Source organism: Nocardia carnea, assembly GCF_029868855.1.
Classification (GTDB): domain Bacteria; phylum Actinomycetota; class Actinomycetes; order Mycobacteriales; family Mycobacteriaceae; genus Nocardia; species Nocardia carnea_A.
This window is the reverse complement of the sequence record NZ_JARWOV010000111.1, coordinates 89,983-115,166: the sequence shown is the minus strand read 5'-3', so window position 1 is coordinate 115,166 and position 25,184 is coordinate 89,983. Positions and strand designations below refer to the sequence as shown.

Sequence of the window (25,184 nt, the reverse complement as noted above, 5' to 3'; positions counted from 1 at the left end):
CGCCCCTGGGGGGGGGGGCGGGGTTTTTCACCAAAACCTGCGGGGGGGGGGGCCAACCCCCCGCCCCCCCCCCCCCCCCGTGGCGTTGCGCCCGGCCCCGGGGGGGGGGGGGGGCCCCCCCCCCCCCCCCCCCCCCCGGGCGCAACCGCTTCGGTACCGGCTGCCCGCTGTGTGGCCGCTACCCGGTGACTCGTCCGGGCTGCGATACGGGGGCCGCAACGTGTAGTCGTCAGTGGTCGGCGCCGGTGAAGCGGATGATGCCGCGCATATCGGGGTGCTCCCGTACCTCGCGGAGGCCTTCGTTGATCTGCTCGAGGCGGTAGGTTCCGGTGACCACATCGTCGAGATCGAGATCGCCGACCTTGTACAGGGCCCGCGCGACCTGCGCGGCCAACTGCGACGCGGAGCACTTCGCGATGTCCTGATGCGGGTTGCCGCCACCGAAAAGGCTGCCCTGCACATTCTTCTGCAGCAGTTCGGACAGCGAGAGGTCAGGCGCGATATCGGTGTTCACGACACCGCCCACGGCGGTCAGCACGCAGGTGCCGCCCTTGGCGGTCAACCGGAGCCAGGCGCCCAGATCGTGCTCCGCGGAGCGTCCGAGCGCGACGATGGCCTTGTGGCACATCCGGCCGTCGGTGGCCTCCGCTATCCGGCCGGCGGCGTCGCCGATATCGGCGAAGACGTCCGAGGCGCCGAGTTTCTCGGCCTGTTCGCGCTTCCACTCGACCGGTTCGACAACGAATATCCGGCCCGCACCCGACAGCACCGCCCCTGAGGGCTGATCGGTTCCCCACAGCAGTGCGCCTCGGTTCTCATCTGCACTCTCCACTTTCTGGATGGGGTCGGCGTGCGCCGCCGGACGGTCAGCGCCCCCGGAATTCGGGCGTCCTGCGCTCCCGGAAGGCGGCCAGACCCTCTTTGAAGTCCGCGGTGCGGCAGGCGAGTTCGAGGGTCAGCAGTTCGTGTGTCAACGCCTGGGGCAGGCTCGCGGCCTGGTTGTCGTGGATGGTCTGTTTGCTCAGTCCCAATGCGACGGTCGGCGCCGCAGCGAGCCGGCTCACCAGCGCGGCGCTGTGCTGCTCGAGCTCGCCCGGTGCGACGGCCTCGTGGATCAGCCCCCACTCCGCCGCTGTGCTGCCGCCGACCTTCTCGCCGAGCAGCAGCATCCGTTTTGCGCGGGCCATCCCCACGAGCCGGGGGAGTAGCCAGGTGGAGCCGGTATCGGGACTGAAGCCGCGGCTCAGGAATGGTTCCCAGAACACGGCGTCGGTGGCGGCGACGGTGAAATCGGCGGCCAGGGCCAAGTTGGCGCCCAGGCCGGCGGCCCACCCGCGCACTGTGCACACCACCGGGAGATGGATGGTGTGCACGAGCTCGATCAGCCGGTTGGCGGTATGCGGGATACGGCGGACCAGGTCGCCGGTGCGGGGACGGCGACCGTCGCTGTTGGTGGCCACCCAGTCCACGCCGGAGCAGAAATCGGTGCCGGCACCCGCGATATGCACTACCCGCAGGGTTTCGTCGGTCGCCGCCCGGGTGAGCGCATCGATGAGCTCCGTGATCATCGCCGGGGTCAGCGAGTTACGCCGGTCCGGCCGGTCGATGGTCAGCCGTAGTACCGAACCGTCCTGGTCGCGGTGAACCGCTCCCGCTGCGGGCGCAGTCTGGGTGTAATCGCTCAAGGCTCTCCCCGTATCTTCCTGGCCCTCCGCAGGGCTTATCGTTGTACCGTTGAGCATACCGTAACGACATCGGTAAGGTTCCTGGACTGTGCCGGGGCAGGGTCGGCGCCGGCAGTCGGCTTCGATGTCACACCGCAGTCGGCTTCGAGGTCGCAGCGCAGCGGCCGCCGCGGCGGTCCTGGCCGGCATGGAGTCGGCCAGGAACTGCATCCCGTCCGCGTCCGGCGCTGCCGTTGGCTGCGGCAGCGTTCCCGAGGTCCGGCGGATGGTCTGGTCTGGTTTTCGGTAAAGCTTGCACCAAGCTGTACTGATAGATATACAGTAGGCACAACTATTCAGTTGTGACAGGTAGCGCGGCAGTGTCCGCGCGTCCCCGGCTCGGCCGGCGCGCCGTCCGGACGGAATGAGAGGACCTGCCCGTTGACCGAATGGAGCATTGCGGCCGTATTCGACGCGGTGGCGGCGGCGGCCGGGGACCGCACCATGACCGTCTGCGGCGACCGCCGGACCACCTTCGCCGAATCGGCTCTGCTGACCCGCCGGTTCGGTAACTTCCTGGCCTCCCGCGGACTCGGCGCACACACACCGCGCGAGGGGTTGGAGCGCTGGGAATGCGGCCAGGACCGAGTCGCGCTCATCATGCGCAACGACCGGTACCTCGACGTGATGATCGGTTGTATGAAGGCGCGGTCCGTGCCGGTGAACGTCAACTACCACTACACCGAGCACGAGATCGCCGACCTGCTCGCCTATATCCGGCCGAGCGCCGTCGTCTACCACCGCTCGTTCGGGCCGGTGGTGGCCGCGGCCGCCCCCGGAGTGGATCTGCTCGTTTCCGTCGACGACGGCAGTGATGTCGACGAACAGCCGGGCGCGGTGCGGTTCGAGGACGCGGTGGCCGCCGGGGACGCCGACGGCTTCGTCGAGACCTCGCCGGACGATGTGGTGATGCTGTGCACCGGCGGCACGACCGGGCGGCCGAAGGGTGTGCTGTGGCGGCAGGGTGATATGTACGTCTCGTCGATGAACGGTGCCGACCACGAATCGCTGGAACCGCTGGGGGAGCTGGTTGCGGCGACCGGGTACGTCTGGTTCGCGGTATCCCCGCTGTCGCATGCCGCCGGTATCTGGACCTCGTTCGCGGGCCTGCTCGCCGGTCAGACGATTCTGCTCTACGACGACCGAAGGACGTTCGACGCCCGCACCGCGCTGACGGCCGCGCAAGAGGAACGGGCCGCGTTGATGACCATCGTCGGCGACGCCTACGCCGGCCCGCTGGTCCGCGAACTGCGGGAGCGGCACTACGACCTCGATTCGCTCATGGCGATCGGAACAGGCGGTGCCGCAACGAATCCGGTGCACCGGCACGAACTGCTCGAACTGCTTCCGCATGCCACCGTGGTCGAAGGGTACGGCTCCTCGGAAACCGGTGGGATGGGTTTCGGCCGTAGCAGTAGAGGCGCGGAGGTCGATACGTTCGCGCCCATGCCCGGTGGTACCGCGGTCTCGCAGGATCGCAGCCGTTTCCTGGAGCCCGGTGACCCCGAGATCGGGTGGGCGGCGCGCACCGGTCGCGTCCCGCTCGGCTATTTCGACGATCGGGAGGCGACGCTGCGTACCTTCCCGGTGATCGACGGCTGCCGCCTGGCCATCCCCGGCGACCGCGCCACCCTTGCCCCCGACGGGACCCTACGGTTGCTGGGCCGGGAATCGCTGGTGGTGAATACGGGCGGCGAGAAGGTGTTCGTCGAAGAGGTCGAAGAGGTGCTGCGGGCCCAGGCCGGCGTGCACGACGCACTCGTCGTCGGGCGGCAGAGCCGGCGGTGGGGGCAGGAAATCGTGGCCCTCGTGTGTATCTCGGGGGGCTTCGAGGTCACCGAACTGGTCTTGCGGAAAGCCTGCAAGTTGCGGCTGGCGGGGTTCAAAGTGCCCAAGGAGATCATCTTCGTGACCGAGATCAGACGGCTCGGCAACGGCAAACCCGATTACCGCTGGGCGTCCCGGCGCGTGACCGTACCGGTCGCGGAAGAAAGCGAGGTCTGACCGCATGCGCAAAGTCATCGACTGCCTGGTCAATGTGCACTTCGGCGAACAGGAACAGCCCGGGTGGATGCTGAAGGTCCGCGACGACTACTTCAAGGGCCCCAAAAACCTCTATGAGCAGGTGGAGCTCGGTGCGCTGCTCGAGGAGATGGACGAACAGGGCGTCGAAAAAGCCGTATTGATGTATTCGATGAAGAAGCCGTCGGCCACCGCACGGAAATTCGCCGAGGCGCACCCGGAACGATTCCATCTCGCGCTCAACGGTGTGGATCTGCTGCACCCGGTGCCGGCCCTGCGGGAACTCGAGGCGCTGGTGCGGGATCTTCCCGTCGCCTACACCACCGTGGGCCCGAGCTTCTGGGGTGACGGGCAGTATCCACCCACGGACGCGGTCTATTACCCGCTGTACTACAAATGCGCGGAGATGGACCTGCCGCTGTGCATGAACACCGGACTGCCCGGCCCGCCGATTCCCGGTGAGGTGCAGAACCCGATCTATCTCGACCGGGTCTGCTACCGCTTTCCCGAACTGCGGCTGTGCATGATTCACGGGGCCGACCCTTGGTGGGACACCGCGATCCGGCTGCTCATGAAGTACCGGAACCTCCGCCTGATGACCTCCGCATGGTCTCCGAAACGCCTGCCCGAGAGCCTGGTCCACTTCATGCGGACCAGGGGTAAGGACAAGGTGATCTTCGGATCGGACTGGCCGGTGCTGACCATGCGCCGGGTGATCCCGGAAGCCGAGGCTCTCGATCTTCCCGGCGATGTCCTGGACAACTACCTCTACAACAACGCGCAGGACTTCTTTTTCGGCGACCGATCCGCCGGCGACTGAATCGTCCAGACCTACAGAGAACGCGCGCCAGACCAAGGAGCACGCAGAATGGATCGCTACGAATTGCGGCGGCAGGACTACAGCCTTTCCGAGGACCAGTCCGAATTGCAGGCCGCCTATGCGAAATTCTTCAAGACCCGCTGCCCGCTGGAGGTCGTGCGGGCCGCCGAGCTCACCGGTTTCGACAAGAACCTGTGGGAGCAGCTGTGCGGCACCGGCGCGACCACGATGGCGCTGCCCGAATCCGCGGGCGGTGACGGTGCGACGCTGGTCGATCTGACACTTGTCGCGGAGGAACTCGGCCGTGCCATCGCCCCGATCCCATGGATCGACCACATCGTTGCGTCCCGGTTGCTGGCGCGGCTGGGGGCGTTGGATGCCGACGACGACACCGCGATCGTGGAGGGACGCGAACTCGTCGGACTGGAACCGCGGATCGGGGCGTCCTCCGGCGCCCGGCTGATACCCGCCGGGGCGGTCGCCGACCATATCGTGGTCCGCGAGGGTGACGAGATCGTGCGCCTGGGTTTCGACACCCGCCCGGCCCGCGTAGACAATATCGGCCGGTTGCCGATGGCATGGATCGATCCGGCCACCGCCGACCGGCGCACCGTGCTGGGCGCCGGCGCGGAGGCGGTCGCACAGCACGACCGGGCACTCGATGAATGGCGGGTCCTGACGGCGGCGGCGCTGGTCGGCCTGGTCGAGGAAACCCTGCGTATCGCCGCGGAATTCGCGACCACCCGGTACACCATGGGGGTCCCGATCTCCACGCTGCAGGGTATTTCGCATCCGCTGGCCAATATCGCCATCACCGTGAATGCGGCCCGCAATCTGGCCCGGCGCGCGTCCTGGTTCCTCGAATTCGAGCCCGATGGTCAACGGGCCCTCGCCCCGGCCGCGTTCGTGTACATGGCCGAGGAAGCGCCCCGGGCCGCCACCATGGCCGTGCATGTCCAAGGTGGGCTGGGTGTCGCGGCGGAGTCGGCGGCCAGTGCCTATCTGCTGCGCGCGAAAGGCTGGCCGCTGGCCGGGGGCGATCCCGCGGCCGCCGCGGTACGCACCGCCGAACTGTTCGCCGCGGCCCAGACCTAGAAACGGAGTACATCGATGGATTTCTCAGTGGTCGAACTGTCCGACGAGGATCAGGCCTTCCGGGACCGCGCGCGGGCCTTTCTCGACACCCATGTGACCGACGAGGTCCGGCGCCGGGACCGCGAAACCGGCGACAACTTCGACGAAGGCGTCCACCTGGCTATGGGGGCCGAAGGTTGGCTGGCGGCGGAACTGAGCAAACCGGACGACGGTGGGCTGAACCGGTTGCGGCGCCGCATCTGGGATCTGGAGAAGCGGCGCGCCCGGGTGCCGTGGGTGACCTGGGGTACCACCGCGATCGTGGTCGGGTCGGTGCGTGACTACGGCTCGCCCGAGCTGAAGGAAGAGGTCCTGCCCCGGGTCGCCAGTGGCGAGGTGCGGCTGTGCCTCGGCTACACCGAACCCGAGGGCGGCTCCGATGTCGCAACCTGTAGAACGCGCGCGGTACGGGACGGAGATCAGTGGGTGATCAACGGTTCGAAGATGTTCACCACCGGTGCGCACAACTGCCAGTACGTCTTCCTGATCACCAATACCGACCCGGACGCCCGGAAACACAAGAGCCTCACCATGTTCCTGGTTCCGCTCGACACTCCCGGTATCGAGATCCAGGCCATCCGCACCGTCGACGGAGACCGCACCAATATCGTCTACTACAGCGATGTCCGGGTCGACGACAAGTACCGCCTCGGCGAGGTGAACGAGGGCTGGTCGGTGCTGATGGGCCCACTCAACACCGAGCACGGCGTGGTCGACACCGCGGGCGACGGCTTGCAGGACGTGTCGATCATGACCCACCAGGGCGCCATGATGGCGGTGGCGGTCGACGGGATCGCGGCGCTGGCGGCGCAATCGCGCCCGGACGGGAGCCGGCTGCTCGACGACTCCTCGGTGGCGTACCGGCTGGGGCGCAGTATCGCCCGGATGGAGGCGTCGCTGTCCGCACCGCATATGTTCGGCCGGGTCGCCATCGCGCAGGCGATGCGCGATATCGCACCGGATCTGATGGACCTGCTCGGTCCGGCGGCGGCGCTGCCGGTGGACACCGAGGGCGCCGCCGACGACGGGGGAGCGGAATACATCTACCGCTGGGCTCCGCTGTGCGGTATCTACGGCGGCACCCTGGAAGTGTTCCGCAACATGATCGCCCAGCACGTACTCGGACTGGGCAGGCCCAACTACTCGCCGGCCGAGCCGAAGGCAGCCTGAGGCCCTCCCGGGAACCGACGAAGGAGCGTGTGAACATGCCTCGAACCCGCACCGGCACTACGGCTACCGATGCCGATGACACCGCCGGTCGGCAGGCCAGGGACCTTCGACCGGAGATAAAGGGCGACAATGGCACCCGGTGAATCCGGTACCGCGCCGGAAGACGGGACCCGCCGGCCGCCTGCCGTGACCCCACAGACCGAGTTCTACTGGACCTCGGGCGCCGACGGGAAACTCCGGATCCAGGAATGCCTGGCCTGCCACGCACTCATCCATCCGCCGCAGCCGGTGTGCCGGTACTGCCGGGCGGACCGGATGGGTGTGCGGGAGGTTTCGGGTTACGCGGTGCTCATGGGCTTCACCGTGAACCATCGCTTCGCCGTGCCCGGGTTGCCCCCGCCGTACGTCGTCGCGCAGGTCGCGCTCGAAGACGACCCGCGCGTGCGGCTCACCACCAATCCGGTCGACTGCGACCCCGCCGATCTGCAGCTCGGAATGCGGTTGGAAGTGGTGTTCGAAAAGACCGGCGAGGTATGGCTGCCGCTGTTCCGGCCGGTCCGCGGCGGGGACAGACCGGCCGAACTACCGCCGGGCGAATTCGAGCCCGCCACGGCCCACGAATACGTCCGGCCGATGCCGAAGCAGGAGAAGTTCGAGGACAAGGTCGCGCTCACCGGGATCGGGATGTCGCGGATCGGACGCCGGCTGATGGCCGATCCGCTGGCCTTGACGCTCGAGGCCTGCCGAGCGGCGGTCGCCGACGCCGGGCTGGAATTCGGCGATATCGACGGCCTGTCCACCTATCCCGGCGCCGCGGCGCTGGGCCCGTTCACCGAGGGCGGTGTCACCGCGGTGGAAAGCGCCCTCGGCCTGCGACCGACCTGGTTCAACGGCGGTACCGAAACCTTCGGTCCGGGGGGTTCGCTGATCGCGGCCATGCTCGCGGTCGCCGGCGGGCTCGCCCGGCATGTGCTGTGCTTCCGCACTATCTGGGAATCGACCTATTCGGAGCTGGCCAAAGCCGGGAAGATCGGCCCGGCGGCGGGTATCGCCGATCCGTGGCTGGCGCCCTACGGCGCGGTTTCCGCGGCGCATACCCTGGCCCAGACCGCGCAACGGCATTTCCACCGCTACGGCACCGACCGCGAAACCCTGGGCTGGATCGCGCTCAACCAGCGCGCCAATGCCGCGCTGAATCCGACCGCCGTCTACCGCGATCCGCTCACCATGGACGACTACCTCGGCGCCCGGCCGATCACCACACCGTTCGGGCTGTACGACTGCGATGTGCCGTGCGACGGCGCGGTCGCGGTGATCGTCTCGGCCCGGGAAACGGCGCGCGACCTCGCGCGGCCCCCGGTGCTCGTCGAAGCGGTGGGCACGCAACTCGTCGAACGGCTCGAATGGGACCAGAGCACGCCGACCCACGAACCCCAGGTACTGGGCCAGGCTGCGCATCTGTGGTCGCGGACCGATCTGCGTCCCGGCGACGTCGATGTGGCCGAACTGTACGACGGCTTCACCTTCAACTGCCTGTCCTGGATCGAGGCGCTCGGTTTCTGCGGAATCGGCGAGGCCAAGGATTTCCTGCGGGGCGGTCAGAACATCGCCCGCGACGGTGTGCTGCCACTGAACACGCACGGGGGGCAACTGTCGCACGGCCGGACGCACGGCATGGGGTTGATCCATGAGGCGATCGTTCAATTGCGCGGCGACGCCGGCCCACGCCAGGTCGCCGATGCGCGGGTCGCGGTAGCGAGCAGCGGCGGCCTCACACCCAGTGGTGTGCTGTTGTTACGGGCGGGCCGGTGAAGGCCGAAGAGGCGGGCGTGCTGGCGGGTCCGGCGGCGGTCGTCGAACGGATCGTCGAGGTCGACGGTATCCCGATGTCGGCCCGGTGCGCCGAGGTGGAGCATCCGCGGGCGGTCGTGGTCGCCGTGCACGGCGGCGCGACCACTGCGCGATACTTCGACCTGCCGGGCTTACCTCGGCTTTCGCTGTTGCGGCTGGGCGCCCGGCTCGGTTTCACCGTGCTGGCCCTGGACCGTCCGGGATACGGTGCATCGGAGCCTTACGGGGACGCGTTCGACGCACCGGGTCGACGCGCCGAGGCGACCTACCGCACCATCGACGCGCTGCTCGGCGCGAAACCCCGGGGCGCGGGAGTCTTCCTGATGGCCCATTCCGCGGGCTGCGACCTCGCCGTGAACATGGCCGCGGACCCCCGCGGTAGCTCCCTGCTCGGTGTCGAACTGGCCGGAACCGGCCGGCGTAAACACCCGGAAGCGCTGCGGCGGATCGACGAGGTGCGCCGGACCCGCAGCGGCGCGGCCGTGCGGGAACTGCTGTGGCATCCGGAATCGGTCTATCCGCCGGAACTGGCGGGCGGGCGGGCGGTCTCGTCGGCCTCGCCGCCCTACGAGAGCGCGGTGGTGCGGGACTGGCCGGCGGATTTCCCCCGGCTCGCCCCACGGATCCGCATTCCGGTGCGATTCAGCTATGCGGAATACGAACAGGTATGGCGCTGCGACCCGGACGCGCTCGCCGAGATCACCGGCTTCTTCACTGCCTGCCCCCGCTTCGTGGCGCACCGTCAGCCCGGCACCGGCCACAACATCAGCGTGAGTTACGCCGCAGAGTCCTATCACCGCAGTGTGTTCTCGTTCGTCGAGGACTGCGTTGCGGCGGGTGACAGTTTCGCCGAGGAGCCGACGTCATGAAGTATGTGCTCGAATACCCCAGTGAACTTCCCGGCTCCGCCCAGGAATTCCTGCACTCCGAGGTGATTCGCGAGGTAGCGGTGGCCGCCGAGCGGGCGGGGTTCGCGGCGGTGGCGCTGAGCGAGCATCCGGCCCCGTCGCTGAAATGGCGCCGCAACGGCGGCCACAACACGCTCGATCCGATTGCGGCATTGAGCTTCATCGCCGGCGTCACCCAGCGGATCCGGCTCATGACAAACCTGTACGTGCTGCCTTTCCACAATCCCTATCTGGCGGCGCAGGCTCTGGGGAGTCTGGATATCGTCTCCGGGGGCCGGTTGATCGCGGGCGTGGGTGCCGGCTACCTCCGTTCGGAGTTCAGTGCCCTCGGTGTCTCGCACGAGCGGCGTGCGGAGTTGCTGGACGAAGCGCTGGCGGCGCTACGCAGTATCTGGACCGACCCCGCACACCCGGTGACCGGCCAGGATTTCGCGGCCACCGGACCGGTGTGGCTGCCGCAGCCCGTACAGCGCCCGCATCCGCCGCTCTGGCTGGGCGGCAACGGCCCGGCCGCGCTGGCGCGGGTGGTCGCGCACGGCAACGGCTGGATGCCGATCATCGCCGACGCGTCGATGGCAGCCGCGATCCGTACCAAGCCGATCGAGAACGCCGACCAGTTCGGTAGTGCCGTGGAAACGCTTCGGCGCCGGTTGACCGCGGCCGGCCGCGCACCGGAGACAGTCGAGGTACAGGTCGTCTGCCCGCATTTCGATATCGGCGACCGCGGCTCGGTCCGTGCCGCCCGGGAATACCTCGACGTTCTCGAACGGCGCGGCGCCACCTCGGCGGTGGTGCATGTGGACGGTTCGAGCCCCCGCAAGGCCACAGAATTCATCGACGGTTTCGGTGCGGCGTTCGATCGCCGGTAGCCGTCTCGTAGGCATCGGAGGTGTCATATGAAGGTCCCCTTCACCTGGAAAGTCACCGGCTGGTTCATGGTCGGCTGGTCCGCCGAGTTCCCGCTCGGCGAGGTGCGTCCGCTGCGTTACTTCGGCGAAGACCTCGTGGCCTACCGTGACGAATCCGGCGAAATGCATATCCTCACCGGCCATTGCCGTCACCTCGGCGCACATATCGGGCACGGCGGCACGGTGGTCGGCGATTGCGTCGAATGCCCGTTCCACGGCTGGCGGTGGGGCCCGGACGGGCGCAACCGCAAGATCCCCGGCGAGAACCGGGTCAACCGGGGCCTGCGGTTGCAGGTGTACCCGGTGAACGAACAGAACGGCTGCGTGTTCATGTGGCACCATCCCGAAGGGAAGGAACCGCACTGGGAGATGCCGGACATCCTGCGGATGTTCCCCGAACTCGGCAGCGACCCGGACAGCTACTACCGGCCCTATCCCGCATTCTCCCGCAAAACCGAGCAGGAACCGGTGCATCCGCAGGTCGTCCTGGAGAACGGGCCGGACAGCCTGCATTTCGAATACGTCCACGGCGCCACCGTGACCCCGCAGATGCTGGACTACAGCGCCGAGGGCCACACCTGGTCGTTCCTCACCGGCTGGCCCGACGCCCGCAGTGACGATCCGAACAAGATGGCATTGAAGATCCACGCCCAGATGTTCGGCCTCGGCGGTTCGATCAGCGCCTTCGAGGGATCGTCCAGCCACCGGCTCATCTTCGCGACCACACCCGTCGACGACGAATGCTCCGACCTGTTCTACTCGATCTGGTGGCCCAAGAAACCGGGCGACGACTCCGATGTCCCGCCGCCCGAGGTGCGGGAACGGGTGGAGCGGCAGTTCCTGGTCACGGTATGGGAGGACCTGAGCATCTGGCGGTACCAGAAGTACGTCGAACATCCGCCGCTGTCGCCCAAGGACGCCGAACCCTATCTGTCGCTGCGTAAATGGGCGAAGCAGTTCTACGATGTCCCGGTCGTGGAAGCAGGCAGCCCGGCATGAACGCCGGGCACGGCCGAGGACCCGCTCGTGGGTAAGCGCGCGCTGGGCGAGCTGGTCGACCCGGCGCGGACCGCCCTGGTCACCCAGGAGTGCCAGGGCGCCGTGGTCGGGCCCGACGCGGGCTTGGCCGCGCTGGCCGACGAGGCACGCCGGGAGGCGCTACCCAATATCGCCGCACTACTGCCGGTCGCCCGCGCCGCGGGCGTCCGGGTGGTGCACTGCCTGGTCAACCGCCGTGCCGACGGCCTGGGCTCCAACCACAACGCGAAACTGTTCGCGGTCGGCCGCCGCGGGGTCGCGGTGACCCCGGGCAGTCCTGGAGCGCAGCTGCTCGCCGAATTCGGGCCCGGCCCGGCCGATCTGGTGCTGACCCGCGGCCACGGCCTCGGACCGATGGGCGGGACGGACCTCGATCCGGTGCTGCGCAACCTCGGTGTTTCGACGATCGTCGCCGTGGGCGTGTCGCTGAACGTGGCCATCCCCAATCTCGTCATGGACGCGGTGAACGCGGCCTACGACGTGGTCCTGCCGCGTGACGCGGTGGCCGGAGTACCAGCCGAATACGGCGCGGCGATGATCGACAACACGCTGTCGCTACTGGCCACCGTCACCACCACCCGGGAACTCGTCGAGATCTGGAAAACCTGAACACCCAACAGGTGCGAAGCCAGCGTGCACGGACACCGCCCGCGCGGCGTCGCTGTTCCGCCCGGTCGAATTCCCGACCGGCATTCGCCTCGATCAAGGCGATCGCCGGGACGTCAGGGCCCGTTTCCGAATCAGGGGCCGGGCCGTTCAAGGGGGCACGCCCGCGCTGCATCGGGACACGCTGCAGCACAGCGCAGCTGAAATGTGAACCGCTGCGGTCAGTCGCTGGCCGGCAGGGGCTTGGCGTCCTTGATCGCGAGCGGCGCCGAATCGACGGTGAGTGTGCCTGCGCCGCCGCGGGTGACCAGTATTTCCGCGCCGCTTTCGTGGACGTACCGCTTGCCGAGGACGGTACCCCCGGCGAATTCGGGATCGAGCACCGTGCCGGCCGCCTTCTCGCCGCCGAGCGCGACCATCGGTACGCCCCCGCAGCGCAGTCCGGCCAGCGCGTCGGTGGCCCGGATGACGATCACCTGGGTATCGCAGACCTGGCTTTCCAATCGGCTGCCGCTCTTGGTCATGGTTGCTCCTCGCTGTTCGACGGGACCGGGGTGAGCTCGTCGACGAGTACACGCCGTAGCACCTTTCCGGTCGGTGTGGTGGGTAGTTCATTGCGGAAGACGATGCGGTCGGGTGTCCGCGAACCCCGCAGCGCGGTACGCACATAGCCGTGCAGGTCATCGGTTTCGGGAACCGGCCCGGGTACCGGCACGACCACGGCGACGAGGAGCTGCCCCCATTCCGGATCGGGGACGCCGATCACCGCCGCTTCCCGGACTTCCGGGTGTTCGACCAGGACATCTTCGATTTCGGCAGGGGCGATGTTCTCGCCGCCACGGATGATCGTGTCGTCGGAGCGGCCGCCGAGGAAGAGGTAACCGTCGGCGTCGAGCGCGGCGAGATCCTTGGTCGGGAACCAGCCGTCGGCATCGAGTACGGAACCGATCTCGGCGTAGGTGCCCGAGACCTGATCGCCGCGCACGTACAACTCACCCGTCTCGCCGGGCGGTAGGACCGCGCCGGCGGCGTCGCGGATCTGCAATTCCACACCCGGCACCGCACGGCCGACCGAGCCGAGGCGTGCGGCGATCTCCGGCTCCGTGGCGTGGTAGGCGGCGCGGTGGTCTTCCGGAGTGAGTATCGCGATGGTGGAACTGGTCTCGGTCAAACCGTAGGCGTTGACCAGGCCCACGCCGGGGAGGAGCTCGAGCGTGCGGCGCACCAGCGGCAGCGGAGCGCGGGCACCCCCGTATGCGAGGGTACGCAGGCCGGGCAACGGCTCCGGGTGTTCGGCCAGTGCGGTGACGATCCGGTCGAGCATGGTCGGCACCACGGTGGCGTTGCTGATCTTCTCCTCGTTCACCAGGCGGATCCACCGGTGCGGGTCGAAATGCCGCAGGTACACCATGGTGCGCCCGGCATAGAGGTTCGACAGGGCCGCGCCGACCCCGGCGACGTGGTAGGGCGGAACACAGATCAGCGCGGAGTCACCGGGCTCCGCGGAGCCGAAATCGACCGTGCCCATGAGGTAGCTGGTGAGATTGGCGTGGGTGAGCTCCACTGCCTTCGGGCGCGCTGTGGTGCCGGATGTGAACAACACAACGGCCACGTCGTCCGGCGCGGCATCCACCGCCGGGCCGGGCTCGGTCGCCTCGCGGGCGGTGGCGAGGAATGTCGCGGAGTCGACGATTCGGTGACCGGTGCCCCGGACCACGTCGACGTATTCGTCGTCGGCGACGACCAGCGGCGCCGGCAACCGTTCGATCAGCTCGCGCAGCGCCGCGGCGCCGAGCCGGTAATTGAGCGGGCTGCATGCGCGGCCCGCCCGGGCCGCCCCGAACAGCAACAGGGGCAGCATGATTCCCCCGGTGCCGACGTAGGCCACATGCCCGGCGCCCGACCGGGCGATCGACTCAGCCGCGCAACCCGCCATATCGGACAGCTCCGCGGTGGTGACGCGGAGATCGTCCGAGACCAGGGCGGTCCGGGCGGGATCCCCGGCGGCCGCCATCTCGAGCAGTATCGAGATACTCACCGCGGCACCTCCACCCAGCGGTGCCCGGTCACAGAATGGCTCCCGCGTCCTTGGCGGCGATGACCTCGTCCCAGTCCATCCCGAGTTCCAGCAGGAGGGTCTCGGTGTGCTCCCCGTAGGCAGGCGCCCGGGTCGGCGCGGCGGGAGTCTCGTCGAACTGCACCGGAGCCGCGACCGTGCGGTACTCGTGGCCGGCGTCGTCGTGTACGGACATCAGATAGCCGTTCGCCGCGACCTGGGGGTCGTCGAGGACTTCCTGCGGGCTGGCGATCGCCGACCAGACCCCCGGCTCGTCGGCCAGGATCTGCTGCCATTCGGCCAGGTCGCGTTCGGCGAAGATCTTGCGCAGTTCGACGGTGGCGGCTTCCTGGTTCAGTACCAGGTTCGCCAGCGGAACGAACCGTTCGTCGGTCCCGAGGTCGGGCCGCCCGATTCGGTCGCAGAAGCCTTTCCAGTAGCGGTCGGTCTGCAGGAACATCAGCTGCACCCAGCGGTCGTCGCGCGTGCGGTAACGGTTGACAGCCGGATTCAGCGCCGTACCCGCCGGACCGGCTGGAATCCGGTCGATACCGTAGTAGTCGGCGGCCGAGATATCCGGGGCCACGGCCCACATGCCCTGGGCGAGCAGTGAACTGTCCACGATCGGGGCGTGGCCGGTTCGCTCGCGGTGGAACAACGCCGCCGTCACACCGCCGGCCAGGGTGATTCCACCTTGGAGATCGCCGAAGGCCGGTCCCTGGGCCACCGGATACTCGGTGTCCGGCGGGCTCAGCGCGTAGGCGACGCCGGCGCGGGCGAGGTAGCTGGCCCCGTCGAAGCCGCCGCGGTCCTTCTCCGGGCCGCGACTGCCGTGACCGCTGCCCCGGGCGATGATCAGGGCGGGGTTGATCTCGCGCAGGCGCTCGACGGTGAGACCCGCACGCTCGAGCGGTCCCGGGAGCCAATTGGTGAGGAAGACATCGGCCCCCGCGAGCAGTCTCGCCAGGATCTCCCGGCCGAGCTCGGATTTGATATCCACGCCGATACTGCGCTTGCCGTGATTACCGATCTCCATCATGAAGCTCGCCTGCACCGGGGAATCCTCGACGGTCAGCCCGCCGACGACCAGATTCCGGCACGGGTCGCCCCCGCGGGTGTCCTCGATCTTGATCACGTCGGCACCCCAATCGGCCAACGCCGCACCCGCGCTGGGTACATAGGTCCACGAGGCCAGTTCGACCACCCGGATGCCGTTGAGCAGGCCAGTCATCGGCGCTCCCTTCCTGAACGAGCAGCTGTCTTGAAGTACTATACGGTAATCATTACAGTTGTATGCCCAGGGCTATATTTCCGAGATCGCCGACGGGCCGCGGCCGCCGCGCCGATGACTGCCCCGTCCCCCATCAGGAGTCCGATGATCGTGCAAGGCGACCTCGCGGAGGGGGCGTTGCTGGCTCTGGTTCTCGACGGCGACCGGCTGGTGGGCGCGGTCGGCACCGGCCGGCCGCGGGAATTGCACGCGGCGAAGACACTCGTCGAGGACGGTCCGTATATGCCCGCCGCGGCACCCCGGGGCGGGACGGCTGATCTGCTCGCCCTGGCCGCGGATGCGGCTCGTTACGCGGCACCCGCAATGACTGCGGGCCGGTAATCGACCGGCGTTCAAGCGGCAAGGCGTTCACGATGTCTATACTGTATGCAATACTGTTGGAAAATTTGTACGGTGCACATCGCTACACCTGCGCGTGTGGCTCGAACAGAGGTTGAGAGATATGGCCAAACCCGTCATCGTCGGCGCCGTCCGGACAGCGATCGGGCGATCGTTCAAGGGCGCGCTGGCGAACGTGCCGACCGAAACTCTCGCGACCACAGTGTTGCCGGAGGTGGTTCGCCGGGCCGGTTTGGAGGCCGCAGCGGTCGATGATGTGGTGTTCGCCGAACTGAACTACGGCGGTGGCGATCTGGCCCGGCACGCCGCCGTGGCCTGTGGGATGGAAACCGTCCCTGGCCAGGCGGTCAACCGGCATTGCGCGGGCAGTCTCACCGCGATCGCCAATGCCGCGGCGCATATCCGCTCCGATATGGAGCGGGTCCTCGTCGCGGGCGGTGTGCAGTCGCTGTCCACCGCACCGCTTATGAAGTGGCGGGTGCCGGATTCGGGACCGGAGATGGAGTTCGTCGAGCCCTGGATCCCGCCGTCGCATCCGGAGACCCCCGACGCTCCGACCATGGATATGTCGGTCACGGTGGGCTGGAACACCGCGAAATCGGTCGGAATCAGCCGGGCGGAGATGGACGCGTGGGCGTTACGGTCGCATCAGCGCGCCTGTGATGCCATCGAAGCCGGGAAATTCGTCGACGAGATAGTGCCGTTGAAGGTCACCCGGCCCGACGGTACGGTGATCGACTTCGCGGTGGACGAACACCCGCGCCGCGACACCACACTGGAGCGCCTGGCCGCGTTGCCGGTGCTGCATCCCGAGATCGAAGGCTTCTCGATCACCGCCGGGAACAGCAGCGGAATCAACGACGCCGGCGCCGCGGTGGCGCTGGTCGGTGACGATTACGCCGCAGCCGTTGGGCTCGAGGTGATGGCGACCGTGCGCGCCTGGGCCAATGTCGGGGTAGCACCCCGGGATACCGGCCTGGGCGCGGTGAAGGTGATCGGCAAAGTGCTGGAGCGGGCCGGCCTCGCCGTGGGTGATGTGGCGCTGTGGGAGATCAACGAAGCCTTCGCGTCAACCCCGATCGCGGCCTGCCGGGAATACGGGATGGACGAGGAACGCGTGAATTTCTCCGGCAGCGGATGCAGTCTGGGCCACCCGATCTCGGCCAGTGGAGCCCGCATGGTGACCACGCTGGTCTACGAGTTGCGCCGCCGCGGCGGCGGTATCGGGGTCGCTGCGATGTGCGCGGGCGGCGGTATGGGCGGTGCCCTGGTGCTCGAGGTGTGAGATCCCGGCACCGCCACGCCGGATGCACCGGGCATCCGGCAACACAATCCCGTTCATTCACAAAAGTAAGTAGGTGACCGTTGTCGGACGAAGTTCTGGCGGAGCGCCGCGGGCGCACGCTGGTGATCACGATCAATCGACCGGACGCGCGTAATGCCGTGAACCTGGCGGTGAGCCAGGGCCTGGCCGATGCCATGGACGAACTCGACGACAGCCCCGAGCTGTCGGTCGCCGTCCTCACCGGTAGCGGTGGCAATTTCTGCGCCGGTATGGACCTGAAGGCCTTCGCGGCCGGTGAATACCCGTATATCCCTGGCCGGGGCATGGGTTTCACCGAGCGGCCGCCGCGTAAGCCGATCATCTCTGCGGTGGAAGGGTTTGCCCTTGCCGGGGGCACGGAACTGGCGCTAGCCACCGACCTGGTGGTCGCCTCGCGCAGTGCGCAGTTCGGGATCCCAGAGGTGAAGCGGGGGCTGGTGGCCGGGGGCGGCGGGTTGCTGCGCCTGCAGCAGCGCATTCCCTATCAGAAAGCGCTCGAGCTGGCCCTCACCGGCGAGAACTTCACCGCCGAACAGGGCGCGGCCCTGGGTTTCGTCAACGTGCTCGCGGAGCCCGGTGAAGCCTTGCCCGAAGCCCTGCGGCTCGCCGATCGGATCACCGCCAACGGCCCGCTGGCGGTCGCGGTGACCAAGGAGATTCTCGTCAAGTCCCGGTACTGGGGCGAGGACGAGATGTGGCAGAACCAGATGGAGCTGCTCGCCCCGGTATTCGGTTCGAAGGACGCGCAAGAGGGTGCCAAGGCGTTCGCGGAAAAGCGAACCCCCGAATGGACCGGCACCTGACCGGTGCTTCCCGTCCGGTACGCCGGATCCCGGCCTGTTGAACACGAAAGTAAGGAGAACCCCGTGTCATTCGAGGGAGAAGTCGTTCTGGTCACCGGCGGCGCCGGTGGGCTCGGTGCCGCCACTGTGCGCCGCCTGCACGGCGCCGGCGCGGCAGTCGTCATCGCCGATGTCGCCGACGAGAAAGCCCAGGAGCTGGCCGACGAACTGGGCAACAAGGCTGTCTACGTACGCACCGATGTACTGGACGAAGACGCGGTGAACGCCGCGCTGGACGCGGCGGCGGAATTGGGTGAACTGCGGTACTCGGTGATCGCCCACGGCGGTTTCGGAGTACTGGAGAAGGTGGTGAACCGTGACGGTAGCCCGCATACGTTGAAGGGGTTCACCGACACCATCGGCCTGTATCTCACCGGGACCTACAACGTACTGCGGCTGGCCGCGGCGCGGATAGGGAAGCTGCAACCGAAGCCTAACGGGGAACGCGGCGCGATCGTGATGACGAGTTCGATCGCCGGGTACGAGGGGCAGATCGGGCAGTCGGCCTACTCGGCGGCCAAAGGCGGAGTCATTGCATTGACGCTCACCGGCGCCCGCGACCTCAGCTCGCTGGGAATCCGGCTCAACAGCATCGCCCCCGGCACCATGCGCACACCGATCATGGAATTGATCGGAGAGGAAGGGCTGGCGAAATTCGCTTCGACGGTGCCGTTCCCGAAGCGGCTGGGCACACCGGACGAATACGCGAATCTGGCCCAGCACCTGCTGGAAAACCCATATATGAACGGGGAAGTCGTGCGGATCGACGGCGCGCAGCGTTTCCAGCCCCGCTGACCGCGGCATTGCTCGTGGCCGGGACTGCGGAGTGATGCCCCGGAGTGCCCGCGCCGGCTCGGCGTACGGCGCCACGAAATGCCCATCGGCAGATCGTGGCGCCGTACGCGATATCACCGACCCCCTCCCCACAACCCGCATTCGCCCCTGTCACTCACGCTGCAGGGCCCATCGTGTGGGGGTTCATGTCGGGAGGGGGAAAATTGCCAGGTCAACACCAAGTAATCAACCGGCCGGCGACTCACGGCCGGACGATCGCCTTCCTGACTGGGCCAGAAACGGTGCGCGGGTGAACGATGCGGTCAGCTGGGCGGATTGCGGGTCCGTTCCGTCGTGGGCGCGACTGTGGTGGTGCTGGTCCAGCCGGCGAGTAGGCCGAGTGCTTCGGCGTAGGGTGAGGCGGGTTCGGGGGTGTAGTTGGCGAGGCTCTGCTCGGGGGCGTCTTCGGCGGCGAGGACGACGTAGCCGAGGGTGGGATCGCCTACAACCGGGTGGTGGAAGGGATGTGAGTGAGAAAGAAGCTGTAATGCCCGCCGATGCCGGTGTGGATTCGGAGGAACGGTGAGAGCCCGGCGACGTCGGTGTCCATCACCGAGTAGTCCTGGGCGTGCAATTCGGCCAGTGCCCGGTCGAGGTAGACGGTGTTTCGCAGCACCACACGGTTCCGCACCGGCAGGACTTCGTGTCGCCGACGTTGTGGGTCAGATGCCTCGGTCGTAGGTGTGGAATGCCTCACCGATCGCACCGTCGAGGACGCAGAAGGTGGAGTAGGAGATCTGTTCGACCCAGCTCTCCAGCCGGGAGACATCTTCGTCGGTAATGAGGTTGTTGCTGCGCAGCATGCCACCTGGACATGTTCCCCAGGTCCGGCCGAAGTGACAGATTCCCCAGAGGGCTCCGATCACTCGGCGGTCGAGGGCGTCGCCTTGTAAATCGTCTGTGAGGGCGCGCAGGCAAGCCATCACGGAATGGAAATTCTCATCACGCAAACCGCGGTACGGGCGGAGCATGCCGAGAAACCCTTGCTCCCAGCGAGGATCATGAACATCGGGATGTGCACCACTGTGGAACAGCAGTAATTCGCGCGCGGCATCTGGTGTCACGGTCGGCCAGGATACGGACTCGGGCTGTATTGCGGAAAACCCGTACCCCGTCTACCACGGCCCATACGTTGCCGGAATATCACCTCACGGGCTGCCGGTCCGGATCCGCTATCGGATCCCGTCGATCAACCACCGTTTCGACCACCGCGGTGGCCGGCCCGGCTTTATACCAGCAGGTAGTAACGGTTTCAGTAGTCCCAAACGCGATGATCAGCTCGCTCGCCGCGCCGCGAAGGGCCCGGCCGGTGGTCGGCCACCGGAGTTCGATCCGGAGATCTACAAGCAACACAATGTGGTCGAACGCTGCTTCAACCGGCTCAAACAGTTCCGTGGCCCGGCGACCCGCTATGCCAAGCGGGTCGCGTATTACCTGGCCGAATTCACCATCGCCGCGATCGTGCTGTGGCTGCGATGAATTATGGATAGGCCCTAGTGTTCCGCGCCTGAAATCCGTTGGTTAATTGTAGGATTCGGCGGTGGCGAGGACTGGGCGCCCGAGATCGGGTCCGGATTTGGTGGTGACCGAGGCGCAGCGTCGGGAGTTGGTGCGGGGTGCGCGGGCGGCGACGTCGACGCAGGCGTATGCGTTGCGGTGTCGGATCGTGCTGGCGTGTGCCGAGCCGGGAGCGTTCAACACCCATGTAGCGGCCGAGGTGGGTGTGTCGGCGATGACGGTGCGTAAGTGGCGGGGCCGTTTCATCGAGTACGGGCTGGCGGGTCTGGCCGATGAGTCGAGGCCAGGTCGACCGCCGTCGATCCTGCTGGATCAGGTGCAGCAGGTGGTCGAGTTGACTCTCGAGCGGCTGCCCTCCGATGCCACGCACTGGTCGCGGTCGTTGATGGCCGAGCGGACCGGGTTGTCGAAGTCGACGGTGGGGCGGATCTGGCGGCGGTTCGAGTTGAAACCGCATCTGACCGATGGGTTCAAGCTTTCCACCGATCCGTTGTTCGTGGAGAAGGTCGTGGATGTTGTTGGCTTGTACCATAATCCGCCTGAACGAGCTGTTGTTCTGTGTGTCGATGAGAAGAGCCAGATCCAGGCTCTGGATCGGTCGCAGCCGGTGCTGCCGATGATGCCGGGCATGCCGGAGCGGCGCACCCACGACTATGCCCGCCACGGCACGACCAGCCTGTTCGCTGCGTTCAACATCGCCGACGGCACAGTGATCGGCGAACTGCACCGCCGCCACCGCGCGACCGAGTTCCGCAAGTTTCTGACCAGCATCGACAAGGCCGTTCCCGCCGAGCTGGACGTGCACGTGGTCTGCGACAACTACGCCACCCACAAGACCCCGCTGGTCCAGCAATGGCTCGCGGCGCACCCGCGGTTCCACGTGCATTTCACCCCGACCGGCTCGTCGTGGCTCAACCAGGTCGAGCGCTGGTTCGGCTTCCTCACCCAGCAACTGTTGCGTCGCAGTGTCCACAAAAGCGTTGCGGCACTGGAGAAAGACGTCCGGGACTGGGTCGACCAATGGAACACCAACCCGCGTCCGTTCGTCTGGCGCAAGACGGCCGAGGAGATCCTCGACTCTCTCGCACGATATCTGCAACGGATTTCAGGCGCGGAACACTAGCTTGAGTTTTAACCTCTGATCTGGTGTTTTGTGGCCCCGGGTGATCATGAGCGAAGCGACAGAAAGTCTTTCAACAACCAAAAACTTCAATGAACAGTGTGCACGACTCCGGCCGGGCTGGCACGGTCGGGGTCCTTTCGGCGTTTCGGCGGGAGCTGTATCGGTGCCTGTCCCGACGGGCGGACGCGGTGTTCGATGTGCTGGATGCGGTGTTGTGCGAGGACGGTCCGGTGCGGTCACTGCCGGAGTTGTCGATGGTCGGCGAGCATCGTCGGGGCGCGGCAGTGTCTATGCGGCGTTGGACCGTGGCCGGATCGATATCGCCCGGCTGTGGCAGGCGCTGGTCTCGGTGCCGCTGCCGCGAGCCGCAGACGGCCGGCTGGTACTCACGGTGGACACCACTGTCGATCTGGATGCCGCCGAGGCAGAGGTGCTGTGGCAGGCGTTTCTGCGGCGCTTCGACATCGAGCACACTTTCCGCATGCTGAAGCAGACCATCGGCTGGACCTTTCCGAAACTGCGGAATCCGGATGCCGCTGATCGGTGGACCTGGTTGCTGCTGGCTGCCTACACCCAACTGCGTCTGGCTCGGAACCCGACCGTCGACCTGAGACGCCCGTGGGATGAACCCGTTGTTGCGCAGCGTCTTACGCCCGCGCGTGTTCGTCGGGGGTTTCGGCGCCTCCGCCGGAAAGCGGCATGTCCAGCCAGAGCACCGAAACCCTCCCGCCCCGGAACCGGTCGATCCGCCGGTCACCGCAACCAGCGGGTCGGCACCCCGCTACGACGTGTACATCAAGACCGACAGTGACCACAAACCCTCCAAACCCGCCGGTCCACGACCCCGCAGAAACTCCATAAAACACCAGCTCGAGCTAATCGGGTGTGCTGCTCGTGTGATGATCGCCGGCGTGGATTACGGCTATGTCCTCTCCGCGCTCGTCTCCTGGGCCGAGGACTGTCTCGCCTTCCCTGCGATCCTCGACCGGTTTCAGCAGGAAGCACGCGCCGTCCGAGCCTGGCCGAGTGATCAGTGTCCGAGGATCACCGGCGGACCCGTATGCGTGGATGACCTCGGGCGGGCGAGATTATTCGCCTTCGAAGGGATCGAATATTAGCCGGCACCCACCCGAAAGACCGCTCACCACTCGGTGCCGGTGATCTTGCTGTCCTGCGGCGCTGCGTCCTGGGATTCCCGGTCTCGGGGTTCGGCGTCTCGGGGTTCGCGGCCGCGATTGGCGATACCTATCAGCAACGCCGGCACGACCACGATGCCCGTATGCGCTGCCACCAGCACAAGCCAGGGCAGGAAGAATCCCTCGTTGGTGAACTGACCGCGATCGCCGACACAGTACAGGGTGAAGTTCGTCGAGGTGCCCTCGGAATCGTGGTATGTGTCGGATACGACCATCGGGTCGTTATATGGATCGGCACAGAACAGCGGTGCGATCAACTCTATTTCGCCGGGCCAGATCACCGAGAGGACGATGCTGAAGATGGCTGTCGCCGAAAGGATTCCGGCGAAAACCGCCAGTAGTCTGCCGAATCTCATACCCGCCGCGCCTGAATGAACGTCCCGGTACGGTCGAATTGGGCGACGGACACGCCACGCGGTGATGTGACATTCACCGTCATCAGGATATCTCGACCGAACTTGTTGACCAATATCGCCGGTACGTAGGCATTGTCGAGTTCGCTGTGCGCCAACGCCGTATCGACGATCTCCTCGATCCGGGCGAGCCCGGAGACGTCGGCGATCGCGAATGTCGTGTCCTGCACGTCGCCCGTCATCACCTGGACGGGCGCGGGTTCGCTCAAGTCGTCCAGCGCGAAGGTGTAGTCGTCGAGTTGGTCCGGGTTCTGTGGCACCTGGATACGGAACCGCGCCACCGCGTACGGTCCCGCCAGATTCGCACCGCCATCGAGAAAACGAGTCACCTGAGCGGGCTGATCCGGCACGACCAACCGGAATTCCGATGAATTCGGGGCGGTCAGCATGACGACGCTGGCCCGGAGACCGGTCGCCCCCAGCCGCCGCTCGAGTGCGCCGACCGCAGCGGCGGGCAGCGCGGTGACCAGACCACCGCCCCGCGCATGCAAGGCGCCTTCGAAATCGGCACGATCAATCGCACCGATACACCCGGTGGTCATCATGATCACGCACATCCCCAAGATCGCCGTGCGCCAGCCCCGGATGAGCGTCATGGCTGAATGCTAGCGGTGACGGCGATCCGATGTGCGCTGCCTGCCGGGCAGATCGTGACGCCGGCGCCGCCGTGCTGGCGGAAGAACACTCAGACCATGTCGATGTCGTCCTCACCGTTGTTGTCGACGAGGGTCACGGCACGCGCGGGCCCAGTGCGATGTTCGGGCCGACGCCGGGGATAGCCGCGGGCTGAGTCCACACTGCTGACTCTATGGGCATGCCCCGCGCGAGACCTGTCGACAACGGTTTCGGCTCATCGAATCGCCACTCCTCCACGGTAGCTAGTTTTCGATATCGAAAACTAGCTGTTGTCCGGCCGCCGGTCTCCCCGGAAGGCTTCTGGACGTGGTGTCAGGGCCGGCTTCTTGCGTCATCGGCGACGATCCTTTCGGTCCAGTCTCGTCTCGGCTAGGCCCAACTGGCGATGATGTCGCGGCCTTGTGGGATGACGAGGTCGTGAACTCCAGTTCGCCGTCGCCCGGGAACTCGTCGAGTTCGGACGTCCCGACGACGCCTGGACCGAACTGCGGAACGCACTGCCGTCCCGGCAACCGGATTCGCCGCTGCGGGTCATGCCGACCGTCCTGATCGACCCCACGTTGCGCACGATCATGACCCCGGAACGCCGCCTCATCGCCGCGATCACCCGTCGCAGCTCGTGAGCGACACCGACTCGAAACGACGGCTCTCGCCTGCGTTCTGCCGGTACGCCCGATTCGGCGCGGACCCATTGCGCAGATAGTGCGGGCGGGTTGTCGAGGAACCGCTCGAGCTGGCTCGTTAGCCGGGCTGCGAGGCACTCCGGCTGATGGGTGTGGGTCTGCGTCATGTCGTGCATGGGCGGGAAGTCGGCGCTGTCTATATCCGGCGAGTGGGAGAAGATCACCCGTCTCGGGGGCGGGTGCCCTTCGGGAACTGAACTCCAGGGGCGCCGGCTGTGGCGGTCCGGCCGTCAGTGCAGCCGGGTCGCGAGCCCGTCGAGGAGAACGCCGAGCTGCCGTCCGAACCTCGGGTCGCCGTCGTCGCGGAGATGCTCTGCAGCCTTGACCAATTCGGGGCCTTCGCCGAGCCACGCATCACGTCCGGCAAGCGAGTACCGAGCGGGGTCCGCTCCGGCGGGCGGGCTGTGGTCCTGCTCCTCGATGACGAAGCCGACCACGAACGCGGTGACCAGGTCGAGGGTGTCGTCGGCCTCGGGCAGCCAGCAGTCATCGGGCATACACACTGCCGAGCGTGCCGCTACGAATCGGACAGCGGTCCGTATCGGTTCGACCCCATGTGAGTTCGACGGTCCGACTCCGACCGAGAACAGGTCGAACACGCTGAGAGCGTGTCTCATGTGGTGTGTTTCTTGTAGCAGGTCAAATCTCCAGCGGTGCCGGCCAAGGTGTTTCGGGTCAGCGATCCCGGGGCGGGCGATGCGGGGCAGGATCATGCGGGCGCGGAGCCAGGCGTGGAGTTCCACGGGGC

26 protein-coding genes and 2 pseudogenes are annotated in these 25,184 nt (G+C 67.0%); 16 read left to right on the top strand and 12 right to left on the bottom strand.

The window, feature by feature from the left end; genetic code table 11:
* Positions 1-229 precede the first annotated feature (229 nt).
* Together QH195_RS11015 and QH195_RS11010 are read right to left on the bottom strand one after the other, a co-directional pair.
* Positions 230-832: a zinc-binding dehydrogenase gene (locus QH195_RS11015; protein WP_280435282.1), complete on the bottom strand. Its 603-nt coding sequence runs from the start codon at positions 830-832 to the stop codon at positions 230-232.
* Between the two features lie 34 nt (positions 833-866).
* The gene (locus tag QH195_RS11010) at positions 867-1,685 is read right to left on the bottom strand and encodes an enoyl-CoA hydratase/isomerase family protein (RefSeq protein WP_280435281.1); all 819 of its coding nucleotides are present in this window, start codon (positions 1,683-1,685) and stop codon (positions 867-869) included.
* 420 nt (positions 1,686-2,105) lie between these two features.
* Between QH195_RS11010 and QH195_RS11005 the strand changes: the two genes are divergently transcribed.
* The 9 genes from QH195_RS11005 to QH195_RS10965 all read left to right on the top strand — a co-directional run bounded on the left by QH195_RS11005 (position 2,106) and on the right by QH195_RS10965 (position 12,184).
* Positions 2,106-3,728 (top strand): AMP-binding protein, encoded by a 1,623-nt coding sequence (locus QH195_RS11005; RefSeq protein WP_280435280.1) that lies wholly within the window; start codon positions 2,106-2,108, stop codon positions 3,726-3,728.
* 4 nt (positions 3,729-3,732) lie between these two features.
* Positions 3,733-4,566 carry an amidohydrolase family protein gene (locus QH195_RS11000; RefSeq protein ID WP_280435279.1) on the top strand — a complete coding sequence of 278 codons (834 nt, stop codon included), beginning with the start codon at positions 3,733-3,735 and terminating at the stop codon, positions 4,564-4,566.
* Positions 4,567-4,614: 48 nt separating this feature from the next.
* Entirely contained in the window at positions 4,615-5,661 is a 1,047-nt protein-coding gene (locus QH195_RS10995) for an acyl-CoA dehydrogenase family protein (RefSeq protein WP_280435278.1), read from the top strand.
* Positions 5,662-5,676: 15 nt separating this feature from the next.
* Positions 5,677-6,870 carry an acyl-CoA dehydrogenase family protein gene (locus tag QH195_RS10990; RefSeq protein WP_280435277.1) on the top strand — a complete coding sequence of 398 codons (1,194 nt, stop codon included), beginning with the start codon at positions 5,677-5,679 and terminating at the stop codon, positions 6,868-6,870.
* Between the two features lie 129 nt (positions 6,871-6,999).
* Entirely contained in the window at positions 7,000-8,682 is a 1,683-nt protein-coding gene (locus QH195_RS10985; protein WP_280435276.1) for a thiolase C-terminal domain-containing protein, read from the top strand.
* The gene (locus QH195_RS10980) at positions 8,679-9,590 is read left to right on the top strand and encodes an alpha/beta hydrolase (protein WP_280435275.1); all 912 of its coding nucleotides are present in this window, start codon (positions 8,679-8,681) and stop codon (positions 9,588-9,590) included. The genes QH195_RS10985 and QH195_RS10980 overlap by 4 nt, the downstream gene beginning before the upstream one ends.
* On the top strand, positions 9,587-10,498 hold the full coding sequence (locus tag QH195_RS10975) for a TIGR03619 family F420-dependent LLM class oxidoreductase (protein WP_280435274.1): 912 nt from the start codon (positions 9,587-9,589) through the stop codon (positions 10,496-10,498). The genes QH195_RS10980 and QH195_RS10975 overlap by 4 nt, the downstream gene beginning before the upstream one ends.
* 27 nt (positions 10,499-10,525) lie before the next feature.
* Complete coding sequence (locus tag QH195_RS10970; protein WP_280435273.1) at positions 10,526-11,536, top strand: aromatic ring-hydroxylating oxygenase subunit alpha; 1,011 nt, start codon at positions 10,526-10,528, stop codon at positions 11,534-11,536.
* A 27-nt stretch (positions 11,537-11,563) separates the two neighbouring features.
* A complete protein-coding gene (locus tag QH195_RS10965) occupies positions 11,564-12,184 on the top strand; it encodes a cysteine hydrolase (RefSeq protein WP_280435272.1) in 621 nt (206 codons plus the stop codon).
* A 218-nt stretch (positions 12,185-12,402) separates the two neighbouring features.
* Here QH195_RS10965 and QH195_RS10960 read toward each other — a convergent pair whose 3' ends face one another.
* The 3 genes from QH195_RS10960 to QH195_RS10950 are packed head-to-tail and all read right to left on the bottom strand — an operon-like array spanning position 12,403 to position 15,468.
* A complete protein-coding gene (locus QH195_RS10960) occupies positions 12,403-12,705 on the bottom strand; it encodes a hypothetical protein (protein WP_280426700.1) in 303 nt (100 codons plus the stop codon).
* Complete coding sequence (locus QH195_RS10955) at positions 12,702-14,219, bottom strand: class I adenylate-forming enzyme family protein (RefSeq protein ID WP_280435271.1); 1,518 nt, start codon at positions 14,217-14,219, stop codon at positions 12,702-12,704. Before QH195_RS10955 ends, QH195_RS10960 begins: the two co-directional genes overlap by 4 nt.
* Before the next feature lie 28 nt (positions 14,220-14,247).
* Entirely contained in the window at positions 14,248-15,468 is a 1,221-nt protein-coding gene (locus tag QH195_RS10950; protein WP_280435270.1) for a CaiB/BaiF CoA transferase family protein, read from the bottom strand.
* 144 nt (positions 15,469-15,612) lie between these two features.
* Between QH195_RS10950 and QH195_RS10945 the strand changes: the two genes are divergently transcribed.
* The 4 genes from QH195_RS10945 to QH195_RS10930 all read left to right on the top strand — a co-directional run bounded on the left by QH195_RS10945 (position 15,613) and on the right by QH195_RS10930 (position 18,828).
* Positions 15,613-15,849 (top strand): oxidoreductase C-terminal domain-containing protein, encoded by a 237-nt coding sequence (locus QH195_RS10945; protein WP_280435269.1) that lies wholly within the window; start codon positions 15,613-15,615, stop codon positions 15,847-15,849.
* Between the two features lie 121 nt (positions 15,850-15,970).
* Positions 15,971-17,152 (top strand): thiolase family protein, encoded by a 1,182-nt coding sequence (locus QH195_RS10940; RefSeq protein ID WP_280435268.1) that lies wholly within the window; start codon positions 15,971-15,973, stop codon positions 17,150-17,152.
* An 80-nt stretch (positions 17,153-17,232) separates the two neighbouring features.
* Positions 17,233-17,994 (top strand): crotonase/enoyl-CoA hydratase family protein, encoded by a 762-nt coding sequence (locus tag QH195_RS10935; RefSeq protein ID WP_280435267.1) that lies wholly within the window; start codon positions 17,233-17,235, stop codon positions 17,992-17,994.
* A gap of 63 nt (positions 17,995-18,057) precedes the next feature.
* Complete coding sequence (locus QH195_RS10930; protein ID WP_280435266.1) at positions 18,058-18,828, top strand: SDR family NAD(P)-dependent oxidoreductase; 771 nt, start codon at positions 18,058-18,060, stop codon at positions 18,826-18,828.
* 302 nt (positions 18,829-19,130) lie between these two features.
* Here the strand turns inward: QH195_RS10930 and QH195_RS35225 are convergent, their stop codons facing one another.
* From QH195_RS35225 to QH195_RS10920, 3 genes and pseudogenes are all read right to left on the bottom strand, one after another.
* Positions 19,131-19,442: a hypothetical protein gene (locus tag QH195_RS35225; protein ID WP_432278251.1), complete on the bottom strand. Its 312-nt coding sequence runs from the start codon at positions 19,440-19,442 to the stop codon at positions 19,131-19,133.
* Positions 19,412-19,636 (bottom strand): annotated as a pseudogene (locus QH195_RS35220) (hypothetical protein); the annotation flags it as partial. The pseudogene QH195_RS35220 and the gene QH195_RS35225, both read right to left, overlap by 31 nt.
* The gene (locus QH195_RS10920) at positions 19,530-19,931 is read right to left on the bottom strand and encodes a hypothetical protein (protein ID WP_280435264.1); all 402 of its coding nucleotides are present in this window, start codon (positions 19,929-19,931) and stop codon (positions 19,530-19,532) included. The gene QH195_RS10920 and the pseudogene QH195_RS35220, both read right to left, overlap by 107 nt.
* Before the next feature lie 292 nt (positions 19,932-20,223).
* On the opposite strand from QH195_RS10920, the gene QH195_RS35215 reads away from it, so the two are divergent.
* The 3 genes from QH195_RS35215 to QH195_RS10905 all read left to right on the top strand — a co-directional run bounded on the left by QH195_RS35215 (position 20,224) and on the right by QH195_RS10905 (position 22,319).
* Entirely contained in the window at positions 20,224-20,346 is a 123-nt protein-coding gene (locus tag QH195_RS35215) for a hypothetical protein (protein WP_432278250.1), read from the top strand.
* A 61-nt stretch (positions 20,347-20,407) separates the two neighbouring features.
* Complete coding sequence (locus tag QH195_RS10910) at positions 20,408-21,508, top strand: IS630 family transposase (RefSeq protein ID WP_280435263.1); 1,101 nt, start codon at positions 20,408-20,410, stop codon at positions 21,506-21,508.
* A 214-nt stretch (positions 21,509-21,722) separates the two neighbouring features.
* On the top strand, positions 21,723-22,319 hold the full coding sequence (locus tag QH195_RS10905) for a hypothetical protein (protein ID WP_280435262.1): 597 nt from the start codon (positions 21,723-21,725) through the stop codon (positions 22,317-22,319).
* Between the two features lie 330 nt (positions 22,320-22,649).
* Here the strand turns inward: QH195_RS10905 and QH195_RS10900 are convergent, their stop codons facing one another.
* From QH195_RS10900 to QH195_RS10885, 4 genes and pseudogenes are all read right to left on the bottom strand, one after another.
* Positions 22,650-23,060, bottom strand: coding sequence for a hypothetical protein (locus QH195_RS10900; protein ID WP_280435261.1), 411 nt, complete (start codon positions 23,058-23,060; stop codon positions 22,650-22,652).
* On the bottom strand, positions 23,057-23,713 hold the full coding sequence (locus tag QH195_RS10895; protein WP_280435260.1) for a hypothetical protein: 657 nt from the start codon (positions 23,711-23,713) through the stop codon (positions 23,057-23,059). Before QH195_RS10895 ends, QH195_RS10900 begins: the two co-directional genes overlap by 4 nt.
* 953 nt (positions 23,714-24,666) lie before the next feature.
* The gene (locus tag QH195_RS10890; protein WP_280435284.1) at positions 24,667-24,933 is read right to left on the bottom strand and encodes a TetR/AcrR family transcriptional regulator C-terminal domain-containing protein; all 267 of its coding nucleotides are present in this window, start codon (positions 24,931-24,933) and stop codon (positions 24,667-24,669) included.
* A 27-nt stretch (positions 24,934-24,960) separates the two neighbouring features.
* A pseudogene (locus QH195_RS10885) lies at positions 24,961-25,053 on the bottom strand (serine dehydratase beta chain); the annotation flags it as partial.
* Positions 25,054-25,184 lie beyond the last annotated feature (131 nt).

What these genes read in the sequence shown, in the direction of transcription:
- QH195_RS10970 (WP_280435273.1), top strand. Translation starts at nt 10,526, where the DNA reads ATGAAGGTCCCCTTCACCTGGAAAGTCACCGGCTGGTTCATGGTCGGC.
- QH195_RS10940 (WP_280435268.1), top strand. Translation starts at nt 15,971, where the DNA reads ATGGCCAAACCCGTCATCGTCGGCGCCGTCCGGACAGCGATCGGGCGA.
- QH195_RS10900 (WP_280435261.1), bottom strand. Translation starts at nt 23,060, where the DNA reads ATGAGATTCGGCAGACTACTGGCGGTTTTCGCCGGAATCCTTTCGGCG.
- QH195_RS10960 (WP_280426700.1), bottom strand. Translation starts at nt 12,705, where the DNA reads ATGACCAAGAGCGGCAGCCGATTGGAAAGCCAGGTCTGCGATACCCAG.
- QH195_RS10950 (WP_280435270.1), bottom strand. Translation starts at nt 15,468, where the DNA reads ATGACTGGCCTGCTCAACGGCATCCGGGTGGTCGAACTGGCCTCGTGG.
- QH195_RS10995 (WP_280435278.1), top strand. Translation starts at nt 4,615, where the DNA reads ATGGATCGCTACGAATTGCGGCGGCAGGACTACAGCCTTTCCGAGGAC.
- QH195_RS10985 (WP_280435276.1), top strand. Translation starts at nt 7,000, where the DNA reads ATGGCACCCGGTGAATCCGGTACCGCGCCGGAAGACGGGACCCGCCGG.
- QH195_RS10945 (WP_280435269.1), top strand. Translation starts at nt 15,613, where the DNA reads ATGATCGTGCAAGGCGACCTCGCGGAGGGGGCGTTGCTGGCTCTGGTT.
- QH195_RS11000 (WP_280435279.1), top strand. Translation starts at nt 3,733, where the DNA reads ATGCGCAAAGTCATCGACTGCCTGGTCAATGTGCACTTCGGCGAACAG.
- QH195_RS10975 (WP_280435274.1), top strand. Translation starts at nt 9,587, where the DNA reads ATGAAGTATGTGCTCGAATACCCCAGTGAACTTCCCGGCTCCGCCCAG.
- QH195_RS10890 (WP_280435284.1), bottom strand. Translation starts at nt 24,933, where the DNA reads ATGCCCGATGACTGCTGGCTGCCCGAGGCCGACGACACCCTCGACCTG.
- QH195_RS10990 (WP_280435277.1), top strand. Translation starts at nt 5,677, where the DNA reads ATGGATTTCTCAGTGGTCGAACTGTCCGACGAGGATCAGGCCTTCCGG.
- QH195_RS10895 (WP_280435260.1), bottom strand. Translation starts at nt 23,713, where the DNA reads ATGACGCTCATCCGGGGCTGGCGCACGGCGATCTTGGGGATGTGCGTG.